We start from the raw sequence: 20946 nt of genomic DNA, 5'->3' as shown, positions 1-20946 counted from the left end.
CATCACCTATTGCCCTTTCCTAGCCGCTAGTTTACTTGTGATAAGCCTGTGGCTCTCATCGATCTCATCCGGTTGACATACAGCCTTCAACTCGTACACTTTAACCTTTGCTATGTCGATAGCCTCAAGGAAATGATCAAAGCCATGCAAATCCTTACTGTGTACATAGGGACACCAATGGTCAGAAAGCCCGAGTGTTTCATGAATATGCACACCATATATATAGCGCTTAACTTCTTCCAGCTCTTTCAAATTGTCGTACAAACCCATTCGATCCATCATCATGGCATGACCGATGTCGTACCAAAGACGAACAGGACTGCCCTCCAAATTGTCGCAAATCGTTTTGGCCTCCATCAGCGTCGGCATCTGATACGATCTCGAGCGCGTTTCGATGCCAATCGCGATAGACCATCCTTTTTTCGCAGCATAATTACTTACTTCGTCCAAGCTATCTTGAATCCGTTTCGTATACCGAGGACTCAGCCGCTCGCGCCTCTCCAACATATTCTGCCACAACGCTTGATACTCCGCCGAAGCCCTCCCGTGATCCTGATAGAGCTTCTTCAAATCCAGATCGATATTATATTCAAAAGGCACCTCGCCGGGATGTACGACGACAGCTTTGGCCCCGTATCGGTTGGCATATTCCATGGACCGAATGAGCAGCTCCACAGAGCGCTTGCGCTTCTCTTCATCATCAAAGCCCAGCATAACGGAATCGGTATCGTAATCCTTATCGTTGATGAATGGAAATACATTGTGCACGCTCGAAACGCCAATTTCCCCTTTGTCGATCATCGGTTCAATGGTTCTCATCATCTCTTCGGTCACATTGTAATTCAGCTCTACATGGCGGAATCCTAATCCTTTGATTTCTTCAATCATTTCCCGGCCAATCGTATGTTTCTTAATGTTCCAGCAGGTTGAAAACGAATATTCCCCTTTGTCGATCATCCTTTTGCCTCCTTATGTTATGAAAAAGACCAGATCACCCTTCTTCCATATGTAGGGGATGAACTGGCCTTTCTACGGGAATGCCGCCTTATTCGGTAAGATCTCGCAAATAAAATGCTGTGCCCGTTTGTGCCGATCGCGTCGCTGCTTCCATCAAACGCGTCAAATCAAGCGCCAATTTAATGTTATGAGAAGCTGTTGTTCCATTTTGAATATGCGATACCCATTGTTCGAACGGGGTTGGAAGATTCGCAGGCAGATCCTTGACAACCTGCCATCCTGCTGCCGCATCAGCTGACAGCTTGGAGCTGCGCATATACACCAGATCATCGGTTCGAGAATATTTCATGCTTCCCTCGGTCCCTTGTACCTCAATGTCGAATTGTGAGTAGTTGTTCACAAATCCCGCTTCAACAATCCCTAGTGCTCCGCTTGGGTAACGTAAGGTAGCTACCGCACTATCCTCTACCTCACGTCCTGTGATGTAGCCGAAGCTAGCGCTGACACTTTCCGGTAAACCCAGAAATAAGCGGGTCAAGTACATCGGATGGCAACCCAGATCCATCATGGCTCCACCGCCGCACGGCTCCAAATCAAAGAAATACGCAGGCAGTGAACCATTCGGATTTTGCTCAGTTGGCAGAGCGCCGTTATGAGCAAGACGAATACGCACCGTCGTCAACGTGCCAAGCAATCCGTCATGAATAGCGCTCGTGATGCTTTGTGCAAAACCCGTGTATAGCCGTGGCAGAGATACCGTCAGCTTCACACCAGCCTTCTCAATGGCTGCTAATATTTCCTTGCATTCCTTCGTTGTGGTAGCAACAACCTTTTCGGTAAAAACGTGTTTACCCGCACTAGCCGCGGCGATAATCACATCCCTGTGCATCGTTGTTGGTGTATCTACAATAACGGCATCTATCTCCGCATTGTCCAGAAGCTCTTGGATATTTTCATAAAACCTAACATCATACTCTTCAGCTTTACTTCTGCCGCGCTCTGCATCCTCATCCCAAATAGCCACGATTTCCGTATGGGGATGCTGTTTAGCCATACGCGCGTAGTCTTTGGCATGAACATGCCAAAAGCTCAACATCGCAACTTTCAACATAGGGCAAGACCTCTTTTCCGGTCATTTGTCGTTCATTTGTCGATCGTTTGCCGATCATTTAGTCAAAATAGACAGCTTTTCCAGTTCGATTCGATTCATAGATGGCTTCAAGGATTTCCGATACAACGCAGGACTGCTCTGGCGTCACAGTCGGCTCTTGATCATGAAGGATGGCATCAATCCATAGACGAATTTCTTTATCCTGCATGCTTTCTTTCTTGCCTTCATAGAAGTCAGCGCCCTTGGCTTCGAACTGCATCTGGTTCACATACAGGCGGCTGTGTCTCTCACCATTAATGCGCAAGCCATCCTGCATATCAGCTCCGCCTTCCGTGCCGCAAAGCGTGCACTTCGCTTCCTTGGTATCCAGCGTGTTGAGCGCCCAGCTTGCTTCAACCATAATGGTAGCGCCATTTTTCATGACGATCATCGCGAATGCGGAATCCTCGACCTTGAATTTATTAGGGTCCCACGGTCCCCATGAATTCGCGGCGTTTTCTTTGCGTGACAATTTATGATAAGCGGTGCCCAGCACCACCTTGGGTTCATAGTTATTCATTAACCACAGCGTTAAATCAAGAGCATGCGTACCGATATCGATCAGCGGACCTCCGCCCTGTTTCTCTTCATCCAGGAACACTCCCCAAGTCGGGACACCGCGTCTGCGAACTGCATGTGCTTTAGCGAAGTAAATCTCGCCTAAATCACCATCTTCAACGACACGTTTCAAATGCTGGCTATCTGCACGGAAGCGGTTATTGTAACCGATTGTTAACTTCTTCCCCGTGCGTTTGGCAACCTCCACCATACGGCGGGCATCCGCTGCTGTTTTGGCCATCGGCTTTTCGCACATGACATGCTTGCCTGCTTCCAAAGCGGCAATCGAGATTTCGGCATGCGTATCATTCGGCGTACAAATATGAACAACATCAATCATAGGATCTGCCAGTAATTCGCGGTAATCATCATATACCTTGGCACCCGGAGTGCCAAATTTCTCGGCTGCTTTGTGCGCGCTTGCAGGAAAAATGTCGAAGAACCCTACTATTTCTACTTGTTCAATTTTGCTCAGGCTCGGTAAATGCTTCCCCGTTGCAATACCTCCACACCCGATGATGGCTACTTTAACCTTATTCATTGTAGTTCCTCCCATGATGCAATCCCTTATTAAAGAAGATGCTGGACAGCGAGGAGGCGCCTAGATGCGCAGGCAGCCTAACCGATATCCAGCCCTTCCTTCAAGAATGACTTACTTGACTGTTTCCATTTGTTGTTTCGCGATCGTCATAGCATCCTTTGCTAAGAAGGCTTTATCTTTGTTCTCTTGATACCATTTGTTCATGAAATCTTCGAGCTGCTGACCGCCTGCTTTCGCCCAAGCTGCTTGCGAGTCTTTAATCGCTTGATCTGGTGTATATTTAGCGCCGCTAAGAATCGCTTTAACGAATAAGTCGCCTTTTTCTTTCAGAATCGTTGTGTTAATAACTTGAAGATCTGCGCTATACACAGGCATGTGGTCACCTAACGCAATCCCTGGATATTCTCTTTGCGGGTCAAAATAGAGCTTCTGAACCTCTTTATACATATCCATTCCCGCTTTTTGCGCTGGCACTTCCGCATTGAAACCATTCAGTACATACGTACATTTATCAACGCCTGATGAGAAGAACATCGTATAGTCATACGCGTAAGCGACTTCATTCTTGGACTTAGCAGGGTCTATCGCTTGTGGACAACCATTAGGAGCTTTCTTCCAGTGAGTGCCTTCTTCTCCATTGACAATCTTATTAGCCGTTTCCGGCTTCATAATAAAATCAAGATAGCGGCCAACAGCTTCCGGATCTTTGGCTTTCGCATTCACAACAGTCGTCATCTGAACAGGATTATCGATTGCGCCAGTAAATGTCCCTAGCGGTGATTTCGGATAACCTAATGGGGCCACACCCGCTCCAGGCACATTTTTCTGCAGTGTCGTAAGGTCGTTCATGATAAAGTCATACCAACCACCGGTGAACTTCACGTAAATACCGATCTTGCCATTCAAAAAGTCCTGTTTCGCCTTAGCGCCATCTTTATCGTTGATATAGTCTTTATCGATCAAACCTTCATCATAGAGACGTTTCTTGAAGGTAAGCGAAGCTAGCTCTTTGTCCCACGCACGGACCACTTTGCCATCCTTAAGATCCCAAGCTAGCAGCGAACTAGATGAGCTCTCTCCAAACATCTCATTGATGGCTTGCTCGGAATATGTGCTCATATTGAGGCCATATGTATCCTTTTTACCATTCCCATCGGGGTCTTGGTCAGCAAATGCCTTAGCCACATTCAGTAATTCGTCCGTTGTTGTCGGCATAGCAAGATTCAATTTCTTCAACCAATCTGTCCGAATGAGCAAAATATGAGCTGGAACTGCTTCTTTGACCTTACCGATCTCGTACAACTTGCCATCGGGTTTCGTCCCTGCCTTTTTCAATTGCGGATATTGAGTCAGCAGCTTCTGGTACTCAGGCATGTATAGTAAAATGTTATCAATAGGAAGCAGTTGTTTTTGATCATACAGACTACCCCTAAATGGTGTGTTATACTCGTTGACGATATCCGGTGCGGAACCCGATGCAAACAGAACGTTCAATTTCTTCGTTGAATCACTGCGGAGGATAGGTACAAACTTCACGTTCGCAGGCCCGTTTTGGTTAATCCATTTGCTCCAACGATTCTCTTCATACGATCCTTCCGATGCAGGTACGGCACCGCGATCGTACATGGATACCGTCACATCTCCACGTTTGGCCGGCTTCTCCTCACCCGGTTTGCTGCTTGTCGTAGCTGCTGTTCCTTCTGTTTTGTCACTGCTGCAGCCAACTAACGTTGCTCCAAGAGCGACAACCCCTACGGTCATTCCAAGCCACAATCTCATGTTTTTCATGCGCATTTTCCCCCTGCAAAATTTTATAGTGAAGTTTTGTTAAACGGGAACACCAACGATATTAACCCTTAACGGATCCAAGCATTACGCCTTTGACAAAATACTTCTGCAAGAAAGGATAAATTACCAGCATAGGCACAACCATCACAACAACACCTACAGCTTTCACCATCTCTGTAGCAACCGCAGCTTGCTCCTCGCTATTCAGGGAAGGAGAGTTGAGCAGATCGTTCTTTTGCAGCATCGCTTGCACGACGACCGTTAAATTCATCATTTCGCTTTTGTTGATATACATCAGCACACTCATGAACGCGTTCCAGTAATTAATGCCATAAAACAACGCTAGAGTCGCCAACATCGGCATGGATAACGGTAATATAACTCGAATGAGCAATGCGGTATCACTGCATCCGTCAATTCGCGCAGCTTCTTGCACTTCATAAGGAATGTTCTCAAAGTAGCTTTTCATCAGCAGCATATTGTAAGTACTAATGAATCCTGTCAACCATAAGGACCAATAGGAGTCAATGAGATGCATGTTTTTGACAACCAAATAAGTTGGAATTAAACCTCCAGCGAATAACATCGTGAATACCATACCGAGAACCAGATAGCGACGAGCGAACAAATAGGATCTGGACAACGGATAAGCAGCTAAAATGGTGCCGAGTAAACTTAATACCACGCCGACTACGGTAATGAACACGCTATTTTTGAACGCATTGAATGCTGGGCTTGCGATGAAGAAAATTTTGTATGCTGTGAACTGCAGCCCTATCGGCCAAAAGAAGACATGACCTGAATCTACAGACGTCCGATCGCTCAGCGATAGCGCAATGATATGAATAAATGGCAGGATGCAAGTTAAGGCAATTAATGCAAGCAGCACGTAGTTTACCGTATAGAAAAGCTTTTCTCCTCTAGTCGCTTTCAATACATGTCCTCCTCTCTAGAACAAGGCTTGATCAAACTTTTTGGCTATCTGATTGGCAATCAGGACGAGACTGCAGCTAATGACCGATTCGAAAAGTCCCATGGCTGTCGTTAAGCTGAATTGTGAGCTGCCTAGCCCTATTTTATAAATGTAAGTACTGATAACCTCCGACACATCCGCAACTGCAGCGTTCTGTAAGTTATAAACCTGATCAAACCCAACCTCCATAATCTTCCCCATGGCTAATATCAGCAATAAAATAATCGTGTGCCGAATGCCGGGAAGCGTTACGTGCCACATTTGACGCCACTTCGTAGCTCCATCCATACAGGCTGATTCATACAGCGAAGGATCAATGGTCGTGAGAGCAGCCAAGTAGATGATGGTACTGAAGCCCATTTCCTTCCAAATGCCAGATGCTATGAAAATGCTTATCCATGAATTCGATTCGTATAAAAAGGTAATTGGCTCCAGATCGAACAGTTTGAGCACCTTATTGATGGAACCATAATCGGTTGCAAATAACGATAATACGATACCTGATACAATGACCCAAGAGAAGAAGTGTGGTAAATAAATAATCGTTTGCACCCATTTCTTGAACCACGACTTCCTGACCTCATTGAGCAAAATAGCTAAGAAAATGGGAACTGGGAATCCGAGTACCAAGCTCAGAAAGCTCAGCCAAAATGTGTTCCAAATGATTTGGAGTGTATTGGAGCTGGAAAACAAAAGGTTAAAATTCTTCAGCCCCACCCACGGGCTATTCCATATGCCATCCGCAAAATTATAGGTTTTGAAAGCGATAACAAGTCCGCCCATAGGCCAATATTTGAATAACACATAATAAGCGATAACTGGAATTAGCATGATGAACAAAGGAATGTTTTGTTTTAATCGCCTGCTCCGGTTTAAAGAAGCTGTCTTGTGCAGGTTCACAGATGATGAAGTGACAGGAGGTTCTTCGATTCGACTGCTCATGCTTGCTCACTCCCTAATTCTTTGGTATGAATCCTATCATAACGGGTTCGTGTATCAAAACCCTTAAAAAATTATAGAAGATTCTATAAATTCATTAGGTAATGGATGGAAGCGATTTTTATATGAACAAAATATTGTATAATGTCCTCAGCAACGTTATGGCTTGCAAACTATAAGCAAATTGGGGAATCTGAGATGCAAATCTGGCGACAACTACTCATAGGCATCAACCGAAGCTTTAGGATCAGATTAATTATTAGCCTGTCCGCCATCATTTTACTTGCCTTCGGGATTACCGGTTATTTGACTTATCAGTATAATCTGAAACTGTTTGAAGAGGAGATCAGCAAGCAGTTTTCCCGCACCAATGAAGAGGCTTTGGCCAAAATCGAAATGAAGGTTCAGGAAATCGTACGCGTATCCCAAACCGTGGTATTCAATCCGCAAATTGAAATGCTCATCAAACGAATCAATTCACAAGAGGATTCCGATGCCTTCAATCTGTACTATGATAAGAAACAAATTGAAGAGCAGATTTTCCAAATCAAATCAGACGCGCCTTATATTACAGGGATGTATCTGTATGACTTAAACGGTAATCCTTCTTATTTCAGCTACACGACTTCTGCGATCAAGAACTTGGATGACCCAACCTTCCAAACCATTCAATCTAAACTAAGTGACACCTATGGGAATTTAGCCTGGATGAGCATGCCTCTGCCTAGCTCCATTGAACCGAGTGGCTTCAGGCAAACTATTATTATCGCTAGGCTGATGAAAAATAGTGCCCTGCAAACGTACGGTGTTCTCGTGATGGCCGTGGATGAATCATTTTTTGCTGGAATTCTAAAGGAATTAACCAAAGATGGCACAGGCGAAGTCTATTTGTACAACGAATACAAAGAGTTGCTGTATAGTAATTCCACGCATGAAACAGCTGAGAAAGCGCAGCTGCTAATGGATATGAGCGAAACCCGTGTGATGAACAATCATCTGTACGTACAGGGAGTATCCAAAGCGACCTCCTTCAAGCTTGTCAGCTCAACATCCCTTTCCGACATTCAACTTAAAAACAAAAATTTATCCAAGCGTATTGTTTATACCGGCTTAATCAGTATTCTATTAACGAGCATTCTCATCGTCATCTCGACAGGCAAGCTCTTGAGACCGATCAAGGATCTGCTGCTTGGACTGCGCAAAGTACGTTCTGGTGACTTCAGCGCCCGCATTGAAATCCGCACCAAGGATGAGCTGGCCTATATGGGCGAGAGCTTCAATGCCATGGCCGAGCAGGTCGGCAGGTTGATTACGGAAGTGTATCTCACGCAGCTAAGCGAAAGAGAAGCAGAACTCAAGGCGCTGCAGGTGCAGCTCAACCCTCATTTTCTGCACAATATGTTTAATGAAATTTATTGGAAGCTGTATTTGCAAAATGAAAAGGACACCGCTGCCTTAATCGCCACCATTTCGGAAATGCTCAAATACTCCCTGATGCCCGTCCGGACACTGACAACCGTGAGGGAAGAATTTCAGCAAATTCGCAATTATGTGAAGCTGCAAACCGAATTATTCGAACCTGATTTGGAAACAATTATCCAAGCCGATGAGCAGGTGCTCGATAACGAGATGATGCGCTTCCTTCTCCAGCCTCTTGTAGAAAATGTATTCGTACATAGCTTTCGGAATAAGGTCTCACATAAAGTCTTGCTCATTCGAGCTCGTCAGCATCTTGATCATTTGGAAATTGAAGTGACTGATAATGGCTGCGGCATGGATGAATCTGCGATCGCTATCCTGCTGGGACCGAAGGGCACTTCTCTGCCACAGCGCTCAGATGGCCGGGAACACCTTGGTGTTCGCAGTGTGGTCAGACGGCTAGAGCTCGTTCATGGGCAGCCTTACCGCCTTGAAGTTGAAAGTGTTGTTAATAGCGGAACGACGATGCGCCTAATCCTGCCTAATCAACCAACAAGAAAGGAGCTGAGCCAGCATGCTGAAGGGTAACGTAGTGATCGTTGAAGATCAGCCTAACTTCCGTAAGGGCTTGATCAAAATGTTCGAAGAAGGACAGATTGGCTGGAACGTTGTCGGGGAGGCCAGCAATGGGCAAGATGCACTAGCATTGGTCGATCAGGTCAAACCCGATCTCGTGCTTACGGATATTCGCATGCCTGTCATGGACGGAATCGAATTTGTAGGGCATCTAAGGAAACATTATCCGGACCTGCTGGTCATCATCCTTACAGGCTACAAAAATTTTGAATACGCCCAGGCAGCCGTCAGGCTCGGAGCGCTCGATCTGCTTATTAAGCCTTGCACCGAACAAGATGTCATGCAGGTTATGAATAAAGCCTCAGAGCGGTACTATGAGAAATATGCTCAGCAGCAGCATCTTCACGCCCAGCGTAAATTGCAGCAGGATCAAGAGCTGCGTGCAGCTTTGTTAGATTTGCCTTCGTCGTACGAAGCCATGAGGAACATGGATGAGCTTCTTCAGGCGAAGGAGCTGTGGCTGCTTCAGCTCAGCAGCGAAGACTTGGCCCTCAAAAACTACGGCAAATCGGACCTCAGCTTACTGCAATTTGCTTTCTCCAATATCGCCGAGGAGCTCTTGAAGGGCGCTGGCATTCATGCCAGGCTCCTCTTGGTTGAACATGATCGTTTCGTCGTGGTCGCGGATAAGCCTGGGCCGGACGAAAGCTTCATACAAGCTGTGCAGGATGCTTCTTTAGAGTACTTGAACATTCGTGTGAGCGTTCAAGCTATGGGCGCTGCTCCCTCTCATAAGCAGCTTGCTGAATTCTATGAACAATTCAAGAGCAGTGAGACCTCTTCAGATTCTGTTGACAGGCGGAATGATAAAGAAGCGGGAACAGGCTCAGGCATGACGCTCTCCTTGAATCAAGCGAAAGTTAATGAGCTGGAAATGAAGCTAATGTCCGCTATTCTGATCGCACAGGAGAACGCGCTGCAGCAGCTTCTTAATCAGTTGCTTATCGATCTGTCCCATCAGCCGCCTGAAGATATGAAAATTCAAGCGCTAACGCTTTCGATTGCTTTGCTGGGAACCATTCAAAAACAGTTCGATCCTGACGGCAAAGAAGCGACAGCAAGAATACCGACCGACATGCCGCAAGCGCATTGGACGGTAGAGGAAGTCCTTCGCTGGGCTGACGCGCAGGTGAACAACTTCCTGCTTCTATTTAATAACTGGCAGGCGTCCAAGAGCGACAACGTCATCGAAAAAGCTACAAAATACATTGAGGAGCACTACAATGAAGAGTGCCGTTTAACGGATGTGGCCGCCCATCTTCACCTTAATTCCAGTTATTTTAGCGTGCTATTTAAGAAAGCAACTGGCGAAAGCTTCACCCGCTTCGTAACCCGTCTGCGCATGGATAAAGCAGCTCTATTGCTGCGAAACACGGATATGAAAATATTCGAGATCGCTTGTGCCATTGGCTTCGACGAGCCGAATTATTTCACCAATGTATTCAAACAGCAATTCCAGATGTCTCCCAAGGAGTATCGGAATCGAAGGTAAAAAAAAACATCAAAAATTAAAGAAATCCGTGACATAAACCGACATATATTGAATCCAACTTCGTTTATAATCTATAAGATGAAGATTGCCAATTCTATACAAGAGTCGGGAGTGTTAACCGTTGGTCATCAAGATAATCAAACATATAGGCATCCCCTTTATTTGTTGCTTGACCATGGTATCATCCATAGCAATGGGGAATGCACCGAATATCATCGCAGTCCTTGTATTGGGCTGCGCTTTTTACCTCAGCATCGCCCTCGAGCGAAAGTTCCCTTTTCTAACCAACATTCAGTTTATATTCCTCGCTCTGTTTCATTGGTCCAGTCATTTGAATTGGTGCTTAATGCTGTATTATATTTTAATCGCCTTTTCCATTCAAAACGGGCAGAAGTATGCCTACACCATGCAGAGGGCACTCATATACATCGGTTTATATACGATCATCCGTCTATCCTATGTACCCTTTACTACCTACAATCTCGTAGTTTCGATCTATGATATTGCAAGCGCCATCCTTTTCGTGCTGCTTGTACAATATGTTCTTAGATCCGAGTCAGAAAAGAAACGTTTACGCGAGGAAAATGATTATCTCACGACGCATGATCCGCTGACGGGGCTACTGAATTATGAGGGCTACGTAACCACCATTGAAAGCTTAATGGTTAAGCGCTTTAATTTTGTTTTAGTTTTATTAGATTTCCAGGATTTCAAATCGGTGAATTACGAGAATATACACAATGGTAATGAAACATTGAATCAGATTGCGCTTTTGCTCGGCAGCATATTCTATGATTCTTATGCGATGTCGCGTTACGCGGGAGATCGGTTTGCCATCATTTTACCAGCAAAAGAGAACCTTATTTCTAATATTAGCGAATCCTTGGATTCGAGAATCTTAGGCTTTCAAGTGACTTACAGCTTTGCCCAGCATCCGCTAGAGGCTTCGACAAAGGAGGAACTCATCTCTTTGGCCGAGGAGCGCTTGTTCAAAAGCAAACGTGAAATATGGCTCAAACGAGAGGAGCATCTTTTCCGCTCCGAGAAAATGAAAATGATCGGCGAACTAGCGGCAGGAATGGCACATGAAATTCGCAACCCGCTTACAACGATCAAAGGCTTCATGCAAATCGCAACCAAAAGCGAATACAATATCCAGCCTTGGCATGAATTGATTATGAATGAAATTCGAAGAATGAATGAGCTGACCGCGGAATTCCTGCAATTCTCCAAACCGCATATCAGCAACATGAAGCCGGAATCCATTACGGAGTGTCTGGACCGGGTCTTGTCACTAGCAGAATCGGATGCGCTTTATCGCGGGCATACCATCATTTTTGAAGATACGGAAGAAGCGCTTTATATCTTCATCGATCGGGATAAAATTGTACAAGTTTTGCTCAATCTGATCCAAAATGCTTTCGAAGCGATGAAACATCCCGGCAATGTTCACGTGCGCATTAAACAGGAAAATGAACTCGCGATCATTGAAATTGAAGATTCTGGCGAAGGCATGACCGAAAACCAAATGGAGCAAATCTTTAATCCCTTTTATACCACCAAAGAAAATGGGACAGGTCTAGGCCTCTCCATTTGCCAGAAGATTGCCGTTGATCACGGCGGGTCGCTGGAAGTGAAAAGCGCGATTGGCCAAGGCTCCATCTTCAGCTTTAAGCTTCCGACGGTTGAAGTTTAGCTGCCGTCCTCCTTTTCCAGCACACAAACAGCAGATCGGGAAGCCTCCCAGTCTGCTGTTTTGTGTTATTCAATGAAGGCTGCTCGGCGCTTATCTTTTGTCAAACAATTTCTGGAAGGACCACGTTGTTTATTTCCTTTTACCCTCATACATTATATATCAGTAGTAGTCACAAAATCCCCTTTGTAGGAGGAAACAGGAATGGCTGCAGAATCAAATAAACCTGTGTATTATGATGGAAGCGGTATCATTCAATTGCCGCCTGAGAAAACGGTTCCGGGGGACATCATTATTAAACCTACAAATGTGAACAATATGCCTGTCCCGATTCCTTATTTTCCTTATTTGCGTTAAAACGCTGACACGGACAAAGCAGAAGCAGAAGACCGCCAGGGATAGGCCCTGACGGTCCGTTTTACTACGCCATATTGTTCAGTTTGGCTCCTTTCACATAGATCGCTTCAAACTCCTCAGCCGTTAAAGGAGCTGCAAACAAATAACCTTGCACCTGATGGTAGCCGTGAAATGACTTCTAACTTTAGACTTCGGCCCATGGCAATAATTGCTTCAATGAGTGAATTGTCCGAATGAGGCCCGAGATGCGCTGTACGAAGGACTTGTCAATTTCAAGCGAATTGATCGGGAATTTCTGCAAGTAACTGATCAACGAATACCCAGTACCAAAATCATCCACAGCCAGTCTTACCCCCATCCGATTAAGGGTCCTCAGCTTCTCAAGCATGCTGCTTCGATTAATTTCGATGCTTTCCGTCATTTCGAGTTCCAACCATTTAGGCTCCAATTGATACGTTTGCAAAATCTCATGAATCGATGGAATAAACTGCTCATGGTGAGCTGTACCGCCGATATATTGACGGCCATCGAGACGGCATCTAATCCTGCGTCCTGCCGTTTCTTCATTTGCGCCGCAGCCGTATGGAGCACCCAATGGCCGGTTTCTATAATTTGACGGGACTCCTCGGCAACCGGGATGAACGTCTGTGGTGATGTAAAACATCGTTGCAGTAGTGGAGAGCCTCGCGGGAGATGCGGTAACGATGTAAAACATCGTTATACGACGCACGCAGCTCGAATCCGCGCAGTAGGCGCTACTGCAACGATGTAAAACATCGTTACAGTAGCGGAAAGCCCCGCGGGAGATGCGGTAACGATGTTTAACATCGTTACACGACGCACCCAGCTCGGATGCGCGCAGGAGCGCTGAAGAGGCTGCCCCAAGCTCATTGGGACAGCCTCTTCCAGTACCTAAATCAGCTCCACATCAATCAACTTAAACTGTGTCACATCAACAATGCCACGGTTTGAAATCCGAATTTCAGGGATAACAGGCAGAGCTGTCAATGAGAATGTCATAAACGGCGCATTTAACGGACAGCCAATCTGTTTCCATGCTCCTTCCAGTTGAGCAACCTCTTCAACGACTTCAAGCAAAGACTTATCAGACATAAGGCCTGCAATCGTTAACGGTACTTGAGCCAGCACACGGCCGTTCTCAACAACAATTGTACCGCCTCCCAATTTGACAAGTTCATTAGCGGCGAAAGCCATATCCTGTTCATTAATTCCCATAACAATTAAATTGTGGCTGTCATGCGCTACGGTAGAAGCTACTGCGCCGGATTTCAATTGAAAGCCGCTTGAGAAACCAAGCGAAATTTCGCCCGTGCCGCGGTGCCGCTCAATGCAAGCAAGACGGACAACATCCTGCTGGATATCCGGCTGAATGATCCCTTGCTCGACACTTAATGTGGCTGTCATTTTCGCTGTTCTTGCACTATTTTCAATCACCTGTATGACATTGACGCTCGTTCGCTCTTCTTTACCGCGGCTCTTAAGCTGAAAGTCCTCCGCTGTGAGCTCTCGCTTCACTTTCATGGAGCTGCGAATATGTGCCGGATACACATAGGTAGGAAACTCCGCGACAAGCTTACCATGGTCAAAGATGACCTTCCCATCCGTAATGACAGTTACAGGTTCCACTTTTTGCAAATCATCGAGCAATAAAATGTCTGCGCATTTACCTGGCGTAATACTGCCTAGATCTTTATCGAGTTTAAAATAGCGCGCCACATTGATGGTAACCATTTGAATCGCTGTGACAGGGTCAACACCTTCTTCAATCGCACGGCGCACCACATGATTGAGATGCCCTTTCTCAATCAGTGTTTGCGGACTGACGTCATCCGTGACGAGGGAGATGTTCGACGTGTTCACCTTATCTTCTGTGACCACCTTGATGACTTCTTTGACATCGTGCCAAGCAGAGCCTTCACGAATCATCAGATGCATGCCCATACGGACTTTGTGCAGCCCTTGCTCGCGCGTAACCGTTTCGTGATCGGAGGTCACGCCAGACGCGATATAGGCTTGCAGCATATGGTCATCCTCGCTCGGGAAATGCCCCGTGACTGCCTTCCCGCTGTTCATTGTCGCTTCAATTTCGCCGCACATTTTGGGGTCCCCATAAACGACACCAGGAAAATTCATCACTTCACCAAGCCCGACCACATTGTCCCACTGCAGTCCCTCTTCTATATCTTTCACTTCCAAGCTCGCACCCGCATCTTCCAAATCTGTCGTCGCAGGCACGCAGGACGGGAAGGTTGTGAATACTTTGAGCGGCAACTGCTGCCCCTCTTCATGCATCAGCCTAACCCCTTCGGACCCAAACACATTGGCAATCTCATGCGGGTCCATGAAAATCCCCGTTGTCCCTTTGGGCAGCGCCGCCTTGGCAAACTCAGTGACAGAAAGCATGGTACTTTCAACATGCATATGACCGTCTAGGAAACCAGGAGCTATGTACTTTCCTGCTGCATCAATGACTACCGTTTGATCACCAATCGTGTGGTCTGCATGCCCAACGAATGCTACTCGTCCCTCTGCCACGGCGACATCCATATGCGCAATTAATTCCCCTGAATACACATTCACCAGTGTGCCATTCTTAATGACAACATCAGCAAAAGCGTTACCCATGGCGACTTTAGCCAGCTTCCTGCTCACTTCAACTAATTTATTTCTTTTATATTGAGTCATGTTTATTTTCTCCCTATTATGAGTTTCATCTCCTATTATAGCCCATTTAGATGACAACCCAAAGCTGAGAAAATAGAAAAAGACTACTCCTGCAAGGCTGCAGAAAATAGTCTTCTATGAAATTAATGTTGTCTTTTTCTCGAAACCTTCAGAAAATATCGCAACACGCTGCGAACTTGCATACGGCCGAAAATCATGTAAAACATACAGCAAAATCCACCATTTTTGTGAATTCTGATGCCAATCATGTAAAACATACATCTAATTCAGGATTTTAGCCGAGTATTAGGCATGACTCAGTAATTTTGATGTAGGAAATGCAGGATGATATATAAAAACCGCCTCATGCCGTGAATTTGCTGTAGGAAATGCACCTTCTCGTACTACTGGTGGGAACTTGGCTAACCGTAATCAGCCCCCACGACTGTACCCCGCGACCCGCTCAAAAAAATCCACTCCACCAACCTGGCCGCCTTTGAGCACGAGCTCCAGACCGTCAAACGAAGGCTCATTGGCATAAGCAAGGCAAAGCGGTCCGCCCGGGTCCAGAATAGAAATGCACTCTAACGCGTACACGCCTAGCTCTCTCGTCACATAACCCGAGGTGTCTCCTCCCGCTATCAAAACACGCGAAATACCGAGCTGACTAACGAGCTCTTTGGTCAGCTCGCCTAGCGCATTGCCAAGCAGACGGCTGCTGTCTTCAGATCTAATCCCCTGAGCAGACAGTACCTTTTGCATGTGTTCAATACTTTCATCGTTTGGCCCCGTTGCTGAGTACACGATTACGCTTCTGCCGATTGCCAGCCATTGCCGCGCTTCTTGCAGCAAAGCAGCCTTTGCTGCTTCCCGCGTACCTGAGCTAAGCAGCTCTTCCATTGGAACACGAATGCCCATAAAACCGACCTTCAGTGCTTGCGCGATCTGACCTTCGGTTACCGGCGAGCAGCTGCCTGAAATCACTAACAGTGGCCCAGCCTGTGAAGCCTCAGCACGTAAACTTCCTCCACGGCTATCTGTTGCAGCAGCCGAACTCCCCGCATCTTTTCGCCAAACAGCTCCGAGTGCGTACTCTACACCCGAAGAACCGATGACGAATAGCCCGTCTTGATCGTCAGCCTCTTCCCAAATCATTCTCCCTGCTACTTCCAAGCGCTGCTCATCCAAGACGTCAAATAGAAGCAGATCCGGCTGCTCTTGGCGAACAACTGTCTCCAAGCGCTCCCGCACCTCCGCATACGAACCCTCTAACGCCTTTATATCCAACAAAGAAGATTTCAGCGCTGTCTGCTGTGCCAAATGCTTGCGAAGATCCGCCTCCGCCATAGGCGTAACCGGATGTTTGGACATCGTTGGATGACGATCCAGCCGATGCACGATTCCTCCTACGCCGCCAGCTGCGAAATGGTTGCCGAACAGCGTATATCGGCGCAAATATGGAACGCCGACAAGCAGCGGAATGTACCGGCCGCCGAATACCTCGCGCCCGATTTCCGCCGCTTTGCCGATGCTGCCCGTGCCGGGTGAGGAGTCGAAGGTCGAGCATATTTTATAATGCACGACTGCGGCCCCAGCCGCTTTTAGCGTCATAAAAAGCGGACGCAGCTCCCGCTCCATCTCTTCGGGAGTCAAGGAGCGTCCTACACCGGCAACGCCGAAGCAATCGACGTCTTGAAACTGCTTCAGCAGCAGTTCAGGCGTCGGGGGCTCTAGGAACAGGACGGTTTTGAGTCCCGCCTGAAACAGCGATTCCAGTACATCCGTAGAACCAGTGAAATCGTCGCCGTAATAACAGAGCGGCCTCCTAGCGGGTCGCTTAGCGGTTTGCTCAACGATTTGCCCATCAGTTTGCCCCGAGGCAGGTTCAAGCTCTTTAGGGGTGTCGTCCATCCACCTTCACCCCTTCCCGTATTTCTCGATCGCCCGTTGCAGAGAAGGATGCTGCGCCGCATAAACATCCAGCGGTATTCCCTGGACCGCTGCTTCCCAGCCAAGCTTCATGCTCTCAAAGCCGGCCGCAGGGCCATCCGGATGAGCCAGCATGCCTCCGCCGGCCAAATGCATCACATCTACCGTCCCTGTTGCCTCATAGGTAGCTGGAGCTGTCCCCGCCCACTGGGCTGAGGAAACGACAGGCATCGTTTTGTAGCCGCCGAGCAGCGGTGCCGTGCAAGCGGCAATAGATCGAACCACCGACTCGTTGGTTTCGTAAAACTTACTATTTAAACCGTTAACATGCAGATGATCTGCTCCAGCTAACCGGCAAAGCTTCTGATAAGCCGTAAATTCAATCCCCAGCAGCGGCGAACGCGTTAGCATGCCCCATTGATTGCGATGCCCATGAATGGGAACCTCACTGAATTGGTTCAAATATGTCAGCCCCGACAGTCCGATGCTGAGAATACTGACCATCACGCAAGTGCCGCCCGCTTTGACAACCAGGTCATGGTTCTGGCGCAGTTCGTCATGATCCCCTGTGATGTTAAAAGCATACATAAGCTTCTTGCCCGTAGCATCCGCAGCTCGCTCTACTGCCGCCATGACAGCCTCCACTTTGTTTGCTAATGGCGCATAAGGCGGATTCGCATTCAATTCATCGTCTTTGATGAAGTCCATACCCGCTCTCGCCAGCTTCTCCACCAGTGCCGACAACTCGCCAATCGATAAGCCTACGCTGGGCTTCACAATCGTCCCAAGGATCGGCCGATCATACACGCCCGTCAGCTTCCGTGTCCCCTCAATCCCGAATTTCGGTCCAGGGTACCGCACCGTAAATGCTTCCGGCAGTTCCAAATCCAAGAGTCTGAGTCCTGACAATTCCTGAAGCTCATACAAATTGCCTGCAACTGCAGACATTAGATTCGGTATAGAGGGTCCGAAATTATGAAGAGGAAACGATACCGTCACTCGCCCGCGACGATACTTGCCGTCATGACCCGGCGGCGTCTTTGCTCCCGGCAGGGAGGGAGTATCCGTATCCTCCAAGGGTTCGATACGCTCCACTCTTGCGCCATGCCGCTCTTTCACGGCATCCGTCTCTCCAGGGACAGCCGTGAACGTCCCCGTGGACTGCTCGCCAGCGATGGATGCGGCAGCTCGCTCCAGCGAATACGCCGTTTCCACCAGATAGACGGCTGTTACACGATCTTGCTCCATTTGGTTTCTCTCCCTTCTCTCAGCCATCCCGCCTTAAGATCCTGTCTTCGTTTCTTTGACTGCATCAAGAATAGCCTTCACATGCTCTACGCCGGATCTTGGGGAAGAAAGCACAGGCTTGCCTGTCGCCTCCGCCAACGCTTGCTCCATGCGCGCCATAGACCCTTGCGCCAATACCAGCACATCGGCGGCATCCGTGGCTCGCTTCGCCGTTTCCAACAATAAACGGTCATGCTCTTCCGGTTTACCGCTAATCAAGGCATCAAAGGCACCTTCCGCGAGCCCGCTCACAAGCTGCACCTCTCTGCCGGCTTCATCTGCCTTACGCTGAATGAGCCGCAACGTTGGCTCCAAGGTAGATGGCAGTGTTGCCAGCACAGCAATTCGCGCGTAGCTGGCTACCGCTTTGGCAGCCATCCATTCATCGATTCGGACAATGGGGACGCCAATGGTCCCCACAGCCTCATCCGCCACATCACCAACGGAGGAGCATGTGTTGAGGATCACATCCGCACCTAGTTCTTCCGCATGCCGATAATACTGCACCAAATGACGAGACACGACTTCTGGAATGTGCCCAGCACGCACGACATCGCCAATCAGACTGTCATCAATAATATTCACGAGCCGGATATCCGGCAGCATTTCTTGAAACACCTTTTTCAAAGGATCAGCCAAGCCCTGACCTGTATAAATCGCAACAACGGTTTGCATAGAACTCCTCCTAGTCGCTTGCACTCCAAAAGCGGAATGTCATTCACTCATTTACTCATTTACTCATTTACTCATTTACTCACGTACTCACGTATTCACGTATTCACTTACTCCCTCGCTCTTCCACTCACTCATCTACCATACAAATTCCTTATCCAATCGACGATACTCCCCAGCCCGCATAGGAGCCTCTTCAAATACCTGACGCCCGCTGTACAAAGGTTTCTTCGTGCCTTTCGGCGTGATGTTTACAACGTCGTCACCGCGCCATTCCGTCTCAAAAGTTTGACCTACGGCATTCTCCAACGTTTTGCGGAAACTCAGCGGGAAGGTCACCGTAATTTTCTCACCTGCGACTGCAGAGCCAAGCAAGAGGAAGTGCTTGTTCACCCAACTGCTCGCCTCGCTGCCTTTGCCTTCAATGACTTCCCCGCCACGTTCACGAACAAACTTAATTTTCGTAAAGCCAGCCCACTCTGGAATTCGGATCTGCAGACGAGAAATGTCCGTGTGAATATCGAGCACGACTTTCCCTTCATGAGGCAGGTAAGAGCTGACATCAAGCCATTTGGAGCCGCGGTTCAAAAGGAAATTGACGCTGATCGTCCCTTTTTTCTCCGTGATCGTGTTACTCCAGCCCATGAAGAGCCCGCGTGTTCCTGAGCCTAAACAGCAAATCTGCAAATCGTTCGTATGACCGCGTCCTTCATTCACATCGCAAACGAAATCATTAGGCGCCGAATAGCCTGCAAAGGAACCCCGCGTCCGCTCCGCTACTTTATAAAAGCTTTTGTTCGCAGGAATGTCAGCCGACTTATCATCCGCTTCCTCCACCCAATCCAGATCGAGCAGCTGTGACTCTGCCAGATGGTTGCGCAAGAACCGTTCCACGGTTCCCCAATATTCCACATAGCCGCTTTGTGCCAAGGTAATCCCCGTCGCGATTAAATCAACCAAGGAGCATGTTTCATGCTCATAAGCTTGTTCGTGCAGATCACCCGGCGTCCAGCCGAAGTTCGTGCATTTGGTCAGCGCCCAGTCGTAGCATTTCTTGACCCATGCGAGCATCGCCGCATCGCCTGTGAAGACACCGAACCTCGCGATGGCGTCAAGCGTGCCAATCCGCGTATGGAAATGTCCGCTCCGATAAGCAAGTGAGTCGTTGAAGCTGCCATCCTGATTGAATACTCCGCTGCGCTCCATAATTAATGCCGTAAAAAATTGACATAGTTCAAAAGCGTCCTGATTGCCCGTCAGCTCATGATATTTCAGCAAAGGCATGACCAATCGGCCGCAGAAGGCTGCCGGATCCGGCGCCAAACGCAGCTGTATGGCGTTACTCGACGGCCAGCCTGTTTCTTTGTATTCCGAAGCCGGATAATACCAGACATCGCGCTCTTTGATCGCGATACGCTTGAGTGCCGCCACGTGACGGTCGGCTGCTTCTTTGACCACAGGGTCTCCAGATTCCATGAACCAAGTCGTCAAAGACAGAATAACCGCCCTTTGATCAATCAGGTTCGCATTCGGCTCCCAATTGCGGGTTGGATTGATCTGTCTGTAGCTCATCCCGTCTTCTTTGAAAAAAGACAAAAGGTTCGCACGGTAACGCTCCTCGACCTCTTTGCCGAACTCATCTCCCGACATATGGCGAGCAAGAATTAATCCATCGATCATACGTCCGTGTGAGGAACCATAGTCCCAATCACCGTGCGTCATGAAAGCAGGTTTGTGCATCAAATCAGCTGCAAAAAACGGAATATAGTTATGGTCGCGATCCGCCATGCCGATCATGGCATTGATGGCGTGTGCGGCGCGTTCTTCGAGCATAAGCGTATCGGGAATTAAATGTTTCGACATACGTGTT

The 20946-nt window shown here is 47.7% G+C and carries 16 protein-coding genes and 1 pseudogene; 4 read left to right on the top strand and 13 right to left on the bottom strand.

From position 1 onward, the window contains the following. Window positions 1–6: 6 nt before the first annotated feature. The 6 genes from AC58VC_RS23175 to AC58VC_RS23150 form a co-directional block, all read right to left on the bottom strand. Window positions 7–957 (bottom strand): sugar phosphate isomerase/epimerase family protein, encoded by a 951-nt coding sequence (locus tag AC58VC_RS23175; RefSeq protein WP_497371765.1) that lies wholly within the window; start codon window positions 955–957, stop codon window positions 7–9. 88 nt (window positions 958–1045) lie between these two features. Beyond that, window positions 1046–2068, bottom strand: coding sequence for a Gfo/Idh/MocA family protein (locus tag AC58VC_RS23170; protein WP_497371763.1), 1023 nt, complete (start codon window positions 2066–2068; stop codon window positions 1046–1048). Window positions 2069–2126: 58 nt separating this feature from the next. Next, on the bottom strand, window positions 2127–3206 hold the full coding sequence (locus AC58VC_RS23165; RefSeq protein WP_497371762.1) for a Gfo/Idh/MocA family protein: 1080 nt from the start codon (window positions 3204–3206) through the stop codon (window positions 2127–2129). Window positions 3207–3317: 111 nt separating this feature from the next. Next, the gene (locus AC58VC_RS23160) at window positions 3318–4994 is read right to left on the bottom strand and encodes a type 2 periplasmic-binding domain-containing protein (RefSeq protein ID WP_497371760.1); all 1677 of its coding nucleotides are present in this window, start codon (window positions 4992–4994) and stop codon (window positions 3318–3320) included. A 61-nt stretch (window positions 4995–5055) separates the two neighbouring features. After that, window positions 5056–5928 carry a carbohydrate ABC transporter permease gene (locus AC58VC_RS23155; RefSeq protein WP_497371758.1) on the bottom strand — a complete coding sequence of 291 codons (873 nt, stop codon included), beginning with the start codon at window positions 5926–5928 and terminating at the stop codon, window positions 5056–5058. A gap of 15 nt (window positions 5929–5943) precedes the next feature. Further along, window positions 5944–6798, bottom strand: a complete 855-nt coding sequence (locus tag AC58VC_RS23150) for an ABC transporter permease (protein WP_497372135.1) — start codon at window positions 6796–6798, stop codon at window positions 5944–5946. Between the two features lie 252 nt (window positions 6799–7050). Here AC58VC_RS23150 and AC58VC_RS23145 point away from each other — a divergent pair, with 252 nt between their 5' ends. The 4 genes from AC58VC_RS23145 (at window position 7051) to AC58VC_RS23130 (ending at window position 12503) form a co-directional block, all read left to right on the top strand. Beyond that, window positions 7051–8913, top strand: a complete 1863-nt coding sequence (locus tag AC58VC_RS23145) for a cache domain-containing sensor histidine kinase (protein ID WP_497371756.1) — start codon at window positions 7051–7053, stop codon at window positions 8911–8913. Continuing rightward, on the top strand, window positions 8900–10453 hold the full coding sequence (locus tag AC58VC_RS23140; protein ID WP_497371754.1) for a response regulator transcription factor: 1554 nt from the start codon (window positions 8900–8902) through the stop codon (window positions 10451–10453). Before AC58VC_RS23145 ends, AC58VC_RS23140 begins: the two co-directional genes overlap by 14 nt. A gap of 175 nt (window positions 10454–10628) precedes the next feature. Then, window positions 10629–12149 (top strand): sensor histidine kinase, encoded by a 1521-nt coding sequence (locus AC58VC_RS23135; protein ID WP_497371752.1) that lies wholly within the window; start codon window positions 10629–10631, stop codon window positions 12147–12149. Between the two features lie 201 nt (window positions 12150–12350). Next, window positions 12351–12503: a hypothetical protein gene (locus tag AC58VC_RS23130; protein WP_497371750.1), complete on the top strand. Its 153-nt coding sequence runs from the start codon at window positions 12351–12353 to the stop codon at window positions 12501–12503. A 184-nt stretch (window positions 12504–12687) separates the two neighbouring features. Here AC58VC_RS23130 and AC58VC_RS23125 read toward each other — a convergent pair. The 7 genes and pseudogenes from AC58VC_RS23125 to AC58VC_RS23095 all read right to left on the bottom strand — a co-directional run bounded on the left by AC58VC_RS23125 (window position 12688) and on the right by AC58VC_RS23095 (window position 20939). Next, window positions 12688–13112 (bottom strand): annotated as a pseudogene (locus AC58VC_RS23125) (EAL domain-containing protein). Between the two features lie 108 nt (window positions 13113–13220). Next, window positions 13221–13394: a hypothetical protein gene (locus AC58VC_RS23120; protein WP_497371748.1), complete on the bottom strand. Its 174-nt coding sequence runs from the start codon at window positions 13392–13394 to the stop codon at window positions 13221–13223. 21 nt (window positions 13395–13415) lie between these two features. Next, window positions 13416–15209, bottom strand: a complete 1794-nt coding sequence (ade, locus tag AC58VC_RS23115; RefSeq protein WP_497371746.1) for an adenine deaminase — start codon at window positions 15207–15209, stop codon at window positions 13416–13418. Between the two features lie 411 nt (window positions 15210–15620). Continuing rightward, window positions 15621–17099 (bottom strand): four-carbon acid sugar kinase family protein, encoded by a 1479-nt coding sequence (locus tag AC58VC_RS23110; protein ID WP_497371744.1) that lies wholly within the window; start codon window positions 17097–17099, stop codon window positions 15621–15623. Between the two features lie 6 nt (window positions 17100–17105). After that, a complete protein-coding gene (locus AC58VC_RS23105; protein WP_497371742.1) occupies window positions 17106–18365 on the bottom strand; it encodes a ribulose-bisphosphate carboxylase large subunit family protein in 1260 nt (419 codons plus the stop codon). Between the two features lie 33 nt (window positions 18366–18398). Next, window positions 18399–19079 carry an aspartate/glutamate racemase family protein gene (locus tag AC58VC_RS23100; RefSeq protein ID WP_497371740.1) on the bottom strand — a complete coding sequence of 227 codons (681 nt, stop codon included), beginning with the start codon at window positions 19077–19079 and terminating at the stop codon, window positions 18399–18401. 135 nt (window positions 19080–19214) lie between these two features. Then, complete coding sequence (locus AC58VC_RS23095; protein WP_497371738.1) at window positions 19215–20939, bottom strand: glycoside hydrolase family protein; 1725 nt, start codon at window positions 20937–20939, stop codon at window positions 19215–19217. Between the last annotated feature and the right edge of the window lie 7 nt (window positions 20940–20946).

The organism is Paenibacillus sp. J22R67 (assembly GCF_059692175.1).
This window is presented reverse-complemented; position numbering and strand designations above follow the sequence as displayed.